The organism is Janthinobacterium sp. Ant5-2-1 (assembly GCF_001445815.1).
GTDB classification, from domain to species: Bacteria; Pseudomonadota; Gammaproteobacteria; order Burkholderiales; family Burkholderiaceae_D; genus Janthinobacterium; species Janthinobacterium lividum_E.
Window position 1 is genome coordinate 24,826 of record NZ_LNCE01000080.1, and the last position, 6,968, is coordinate 31,793.

The following is a 6,968-nucleotide window of genomic DNA, read 5'->3' on the forward strand; positions in this document are numbered from 1 at the left end:
ACGTTCGATGGAGGTTTGCCAGCATATTATTGCCCAAATTCAGCGTGCGGATGAGTAAATTGCCAAGTGTGCTCTACAATTATGCATCTGCGCATCCGCGCCATCTGAATTCTATGCATAGTATGTGAAGGGAATGACAAGCCTGTGACTTCCAAGCCGATCAAGATCGCCGCCACCGTCGTCGTGGCTCTCGCCGCTGGGGCCGGCATTTATACGTACACCCGCCCGGCCGTCACGGCCACGCCCGGCGCACCCGCATCGGGCAGCCCGGCCGCCGCGCCCCAATCGACCGTCGATACGGCCGCCGTGGCCAGCCAGTTCCGCGACTTGCTGGGCAATTTCCGCAAGATCATCGTGCTGCTGGCCGACGAGCAAAGCTTGCCCGAAGGCGCGCGCGACGAAGCCCGCAAAGTGGGGCAGGCGCTGTTCCATGAAAACCAGGAACGCATCGCCAAGCTCGATCTTGCGCTTGACCAATTGATTGCGCCCACCAATCCGGGCCGCTTCGAGGCGCTCGACAGCCTGTTGACGTATATCGAATCCGATCCCGGCCTGTACGACGCGGACCGCCTGGCTTTCCGCGAACTGCTGCAAAGCATGCTGGCCGACGTGGCCAAGGATTCGTCCTTGCCGGCGATAAAGCTGCACAAGCGCATTTCCGAAGACCTGGACGCGCTGGGCGAGATCGAGCGCAATTACGAGAAGGAAATCCGGCAGATCTTCGGCAACCTGGGCCAGCGCGCCATCGAACTCAAGCGCGAGCGGTGGGATGATTATGTGGCGCAGCTGAAAAAACTCTACAGCCGCGAACAGATTTTGAAGGAAAACGGCATCGTCGTGCCGTATGCCGTGCCGCCGGCAGGCTCTGTACCTGAAGCCAAGCCCGTGCCGAAGAAAGACGAAGCGGAAATCTTCGGCCTGGGCTTGCCGAAGAAGACCATCGTGCTGACCTTCGACGATGGCCCGCACCGTCGCTACACGGAAGAAATCAGCGCCATCCTGAAACAATATGGCGTGCCGGCCGTGTTCTTCAACGTGGGCCGCAACCTCGGTTCGCTCGATGCGGAAGGCCATGCCAAGCTGAACGCAGGCGCGGAAGTGAGCCGCAAGCTGATGAAAGAGGGCTATGCCGTGGGCAACCACAGTTTCAGCCATGCACAGCTGTCGAAACAGACGGGCGACAAGTTGAAGGGCGAAATCCTCGGCACCGACACCTTGTTGAAGGCCATCAGCCCCGAGCGGGCCGCGCTGTTCCGCTTTCCGTATGGCGCGCGCAACAGCGAAGGCATGGCCGCGCTGGCCGATGCCCATTTGAAATCCGTGATGTGGAATATCGATTCGCTGGACTGGGCCGACCCCGTGCCCAGTTCCATCACGAACCGGGTGCTGGCGTCCGTCGACAAGGCGGGGCGCGGCATCATTTTGTTCCATGACATCCACGAACGCACGGTGAAAGCCTTGCCAGCTGTGCTCGACAAGCTGATTGCCGAAGGCTATCAATTCGCGGGCTGGGATGGCACGAGCTTCCAGGTAGCGAAAAGCTCGGCGCCCGCCCCGGAAAAAGTGCCCGTCACCACCGGTTACGCCAATTCCTGGGCCGTGGTGATCGGCATCGACGATTATGCCAAGTGGCCGAAATTGCAATATGCGGTGCGCGACGCGCAAGGCATCCGCGAAACCCTGATTGAAAAGTTTGCGTTTGCCCCCGAGCGTGTCGTGACCCTGAAAAACGGCGAAGCGACGCGCAACAACATCCTGGCCGCCTTCCATGACAAGCTGGCCCATGGCGGCGTGCAAAAGAATGACCGCATCTTCGTCTTTTTCGCCGGCCATGGCGCCACGCGCAAGCTCAGTTCCGGGCGCGACCTCGGCTATATCGTGCCCGTCGATTCCGACCCGGCGCAGTTTGCCACGGATGCGATCCCGATGACGGAAATCCAGAATATCGCGGAAAGCCTCACGGCCAAGCATGCGTTCTTCGTCATGGACGCGTGCTACAGCGGCCTGGGCCTGACGCGCGGCGCCGGTTCCAGCTCCTTCCTGCGCGACAACGCCAAGCGCATCGGCCGGCAAATGCTGACGGCCGGCGGCGGCGACCAGCTGGTGGCCGATGGCGGGCCGAACGGCCACTCCGTGTTCACGTGGACCCTGCTGCAGGGCCTGGCGGGTAAGGGCGACCTGAACGGTGACGGCTTGATCACGGCCACGGAACTGGCGGCCTATGTGGCGCCGGCCGTGTCCAGCGTGTCGAACCAGACGCCCGCGTTTGGCAGCTTGCCCGGTTCGGAAGGGGGCGATTTCGTCTTTGAATTGCCGGGCGAGACGGAATTCCTCAGCCCGAACACGACGCAGCTGTCGACGGAAGCCATCGCCCTCAATAGCAAGCTCGACGCCAAGCCGGCGGCGGCCAGCGTGACGGTCAAGGATTTGCAGGGCGGCGAACAGAAGATCGTCACGCCGGGCGCCGTGCCGACCTCGACGCGCCAACTGGCGCAGCGGGCCAACGACCGCGGCTTGCAGCTGTACAAGGAGAAACAGTATGCGGCGGCGGAAGCGCAATTTACGGAAGCGCTGAAATTGCGTCCCGATTTCGCACTGGCCGCCAACAACCTGGGTTTTGTGTTCTACAAGCAGGAAAAATACCGCGAAGCGGCCCGCTGGTTTGAAAACACGGTCAAGATGGACCCGTCGCGCGCCATTGCCTATCTGAACCTGGGCGACGCCTATGCCAAGGCCGGCGATGCGGCCAAGGCGAAAGCGGCCTATAAAACCTATCTGGAACTGGCGCCGACGGCCTCGACGGCCCCGGCCGTGCGGCAAAAGATGGAGAAGCTGTAGTTGGCCAATACTTTGCCCATCGTTCACGTGTTTGCCTGCAGCGGCCGCTTTCCCGACTGGGAGGCGTTGCAGGCCTACCTGTCGCCCACGTACACGGAGGATGGCGATGCCGTACCATCGCCATTCATCCTGGAAACGGGCCTCACGTGTTACGAGCCGGCCTGTTTTGAAAGCGCCATGCTGGCGTCGCCCGCGCCGCTGGCGCAGTTGCTCGATGGCGTGTCGTACCCCGACAGCTGGCTGGCGCAGGCATGCGCGGACGCGGATGGGCAGCACCTGCTGGCCGACACGGCCGTCTGCGTGTTTGCGCCGAACCAGCTGGCGCATCCGCAGCGCAGTTCGCTGCATTACGTGGGCAGCTACGCCTACGCCGGTGGCTGAGCACCATCTTCGCGTTGCTCATGCAGTAACTTGTTGATTGCCGCCAGCAGGCTGGTGCCCGACGTGGTGATGAAACGGGCGCCTGCCGCCTGCGCTTCCGTGCCGTAGCTGGCGACCGTATCCTTGCTGCAATACACGACGATGGGCAGTTCCGGCAAGGTCTGGCGCACTTCGCGCACCGTGCGCACGCCCGCATCCTTGATGCGCCGGCGGTTTTCCACCCTTGCCATGTCCGTGATCAGCAGCGCATACGGTTTCTGTTGCAGCATGGCCAGTGCCTGCCGCGTCGACACGGCCTGATCCACCTTGATGTTTTCGCGTTCCAGCTGTTCCACCAGCAAGGTATTGTTGCGCGGATGGTCGTCCAGCCACAGCACGAGGCTGGCCGGCTTTTGCGCCGTCGGCACGCCAGCCAGGGCCGTGACGGCCGCGCCGCCATCGGGCGGATGGGCCAGCAGCAGCTGCGTGACGGCTTCCTGCATGTCATCGAGCGATTTTTGCTGCAGACGGCTCAGTTCCGTCACTTCGATTTCCTTGCCGCTCTCCAGGCGCACGGACTCGTTCTTGACCATGCTGTCGGCCCGCTTGATCATGATGGACAGGTAAATGCGCGTGAGCAGGTAGCCGATCAGGAAACCGTGCACGGAAAAGAACAGCATGATGCCGCCGACCACCGCCATCGCCGTGGCCGTATCTGTGGCCAGGCTGGGCGCGATGAAGGCGGCCATGCTGCGCGCGCTGCCGGGCAGGCTTTTGAGTTCGATCAAGCCCACGCCGACGATGATTTTCGTCAGCCAGTCCGACACTTCCACCAGATTCGAATTGATTTCCATGGGCGTGGGCGTGCCCAGGAACAGGGTATTGCTGGTGTTGCTGGCCGCCGTATCGGCCCCGGCGGCTGGCGGCTCGTCCGTGGGGCGGGCCTTGCCATTGGCCCGCTCATCGGGTGGGGCCATGTTGACCGTGCCCGAAGGCAAGGTGCGCGGGATGCCGAACAAAAAGCCCAGCAGCATGCCGCTGACGCAAAAGCCCAGGCTCCACAGCAGGGCCGGCACGGCGTGGTAATAGGGAGGCAGCAGGGCGCCCGCCAGTACGGCCAGCAAGCCCGCCAGCAGAATGAACAGCAGGATGTAAGGCAATACGTCGCGCTTGCGCACGGCCGCGGCGGAGGTTTTGCTTGCCTTGCCGGCACTGTCGCTCAAGTCCACGGTCGCTCCTTGAAAATTGCTGAATCCAGGCAGCCAGCCTGCCGCGTATATATCCCGTGGGAGCCTGTACTGACATCATAAAAAGGGAAGACGCGATGCGATTGATAAAAAGCAAACGGATGGCAGCTTGTGCATTGGCATTGTTGAGCGTGGGACGTCAGGCGCTGGCGCAGGACGGGGCCGCAACAGTCGCCGATGAGACGCGCACCGTGCGCGTGACAGGCCATTATGACAATGCCGTCGGCACGTCGGACGCGGCCAGTCAGGGCGTTATCACCAGCGAACTGATCGTCAACCGGCCCGCCATGCGCACGGGCGAATTGCTGGAATTCGTGCCGGGGCTGATCGTCACCCAGCACAGCGGCGATGGCAAGGCCAACCAGTATTTCCTGCGCGGCTTTAACCTCGACCATGGCACGGATTTCGCCACCCATGTCGACGGCATGCCCGTCAACATGCGCACGCATGCTCATGGACAAGGCTATTCCGACCTCAATTTCCTCATTCCCGAGCTGGTGCAGCGCATCGACTACAAGAAGGGGCCGTATTTCGCCGGCGAAGGCGATTTCTCCTCGGCAGGCAGCGCCCGCATCCGCCTGGCCGACAAATTACCGCAGGGCCAGGCCAGCGTCTCCGTCGGCCAGCACGGTTATGTGCGCGGCGTCGTCGCCGACTCATTCGGGGCCGGGCCTGGTACCTTGCTGGTCGGCCTGGAAGTGAACCGCAACAACGGTCCCTGGGATGTGCCGGAGCGCGTGTGCAAATACAGCGGCGTGCTGCGCTACAGCCAGGGCACGCCGGACGACGGCTTCAGCGTGACGGGCATGGCCTATAAAAATAGCTGGAACGCCACCGACCAGGTGCCGCTGCGCGCCGTGGAATCGGGCCTGATCGGCCGCTTTGGCAGCCTAGCGCCCAGCGACGGCGGTGACACCGCGCGCTACAGCCTGTCGTACGCGATGCGCAAGCGCACGGACAACCGCCTGTTTGAATTCGATGCCTACCTGATCCGCTCGCAGCTGGAACTCAATAGCGACTTCACGTATTTCCTTGCCGATCCGCAACAGGGCGACCAGTTCCAGCAAAGCGAGCGGCGCACGGTGGCGGGCGTGAACGCCAGCGAAAGCTGGAATACGCAGCTGTTCGGTCTTCCCCTGCGCAACAAGCTGGGCGTGCAGGCGCGCTATGACCGCTTGTCGCCCGTGGGCCTGTACAACACGGTGGAGCGCGTGCGGCAAAGCACGGTGCGCGAAGACCGGGTGCGCGAAAGCAGCATCGGTTTCTATGGCGAAAATACGGTGCAATGGCTACCGTGGCTGCGTTCCGTGGCGGGCGTGCGCTATGACGCCTACCGTTTCAATGTGGACAGCAGCATCGCCGGCAACAGCGGCGCGGCGAACGACCACGTGGTGTCGCCGAAACTGTCCTTGATTTTTGGGCCATGGAGCAAGACGGAATTTTTTGTCAACTACGGCAAGGGCTTCCACAGCAACGATGCGCGCGGCACGACGCAGACGCGCTTGCCCGACGGCACGCCATCCACACCCGTTACGCCGCTGGTGCCGACGAAAGGCATGGAACTGGGCGCGCGCACGGAATGGCTGCCGGGCCTGCAAAGCTCGCTGGCCCTGTGGCGCCTCGATATCGCGTCGGAATTGCTGTTCGTCGGCGACGCGGGCGAGACGGAGCCCAGCCGCGCCAGCCGCCGCCACGGCATCGAGTGGAACAACCACTACATTGCCGCACCGTGGCTGCTGTTCGACCTGGACCTGGCCGCTTCGCGCTCGCGCTACACGGAAAATGATCCCGCCGGCAACTATATACCCGGTTCCATCGACAAGGTGGCGTCGTTCGGCGTGAACGTGACGGACCAGGGGCCGTGGTCGGGCGCCTTCCAGCTGCGCTATTTCGGTCCTCGTCCCTTGAACGAGGACAACAGCGTGCGCTCGGCCTCGACCACACTTGCGTATGCAAGAGTGGCTTACCAGATCAACCGCAAGACGCGCGTCTCGCTGGACGTGTTCAACTTGTTCGACAAGCGCGCCAGCGACATCGATTATTACTATGCGTCGCGTTTGCCCGGCGAAGCGGCTGATGGGGTGAATGACCGGCATTTCCATCCGGTGGAGCCGCGTTCCGCGCGCCTGACCTTGTCATACGCGTTCTGATAAAGGTAGACTGCGGCATGACAGATCATTTGGTAAATACCAGTAAATTCCTTTCCCTCATACTGCGCCACGCCCCCGAAAAAATCGGCCTGACGCTCGATCCCCAAGGCTGGGCAGACATCGGCCAGCTGCTGGCGCTGGCGGCCCAGCATGGCCGCCGCCTTTCCCTGGAACAATTGGACGATGTGGTGGCGCGCGACAGCAAGACGCGCTATGCCATCAGTGCCGACGGCTTGCGCATCCGCGCCAACCAGGGGCATTCGCTGGACAACGTCGATATCGGCTTGCCGCCCGCCACGCCACCCGCCGTGCTGTACCACGGCACGGCCAGCCGCTTTGTCGACGCGATCCGCGCCGGCGGTTTTCTGGCGGG

Annotated in this window: 5 protein-coding genes; 4 read left to right on the forward strand and 1 reads right to left on the reverse strand. The window is 62.7% G+C overall.

Features of this window, described 5'->3' with window-relative positions; translation table 11 throughout:
• Positions 1 to 144 precede the first annotated feature (144 nt).
• Together ASN89_RS23385 and ASN89_RS23390 are read left to right on the forward strand one after the other, a co-directional pair.
• Entirely contained in the window at positions 145 to 2,838 is a 2,694-nt protein-coding gene (locus ASN89_RS23385; protein ID WP_058050950.1) for a polysaccharide deacetylase family protein, read from the forward strand.
• The gene (locus tag ASN89_RS23390; protein WP_058050951.1) at positions 2,839 to 3,219 is read left to right on the forward strand and encodes an immunity 22 family protein; all 381 of its coding nucleotides are present in this window, start codon (positions 2,839 to 2,841) and stop codon (positions 3,217 to 3,219) included. It begins immediately after the preceding gene.
• Here the strand turns inward: ASN89_RS23390 and ASN89_RS23395 are convergent.
• Positions 3,204 to 4,427, reverse strand: a complete 1,224-nt coding sequence (locus ASN89_RS23395) for a response regulator (RefSeq protein ID WP_058050952.1) — start codon at positions 4,425 to 4,427, stop codon at positions 3,204 to 3,206. The genes ASN89_RS23390 and ASN89_RS23395 overlap by 16 nt on opposite strands.
• A gap of 119 nt (positions 4,428 to 4,546) precedes the next feature.
• Here ASN89_RS23395 and ASN89_RS23400 point away from each other — a divergent pair, with 119 nt between their 5' ends.
• Together ASN89_RS23400 and ASN89_RS23405 are read left to right on the forward strand one after the other, a co-directional pair.
• Entirely contained in the window at positions 4,547 to 6,595 is a 2,049-nt protein-coding gene (locus ASN89_RS23400) for a TonB-dependent receptor domain-containing protein (RefSeq protein ID WP_058050953.1), read from the forward strand.
• Between the two features lie 17 nt (positions 6,596 to 6,612).
• Positions 6,613 to 6,968, forward strand: a 356-nt coding sequence (locus ASN89_RS23405) for an RNA 2'-phosphotransferase (RefSeq protein ID WP_200969113.1), incomplete at its 3' end; no start/stop codon positions are given.

Excerpts from the sequence above, each read along its gene's own strand:
- ASN89_RS23400 (WP_058050953.1), top strand. The coding sequence starts at position 4,547 with ATGGCAGCTTGTGCATTGGCATTGTTGAGCGTGGGACGTCAGGCGCTG.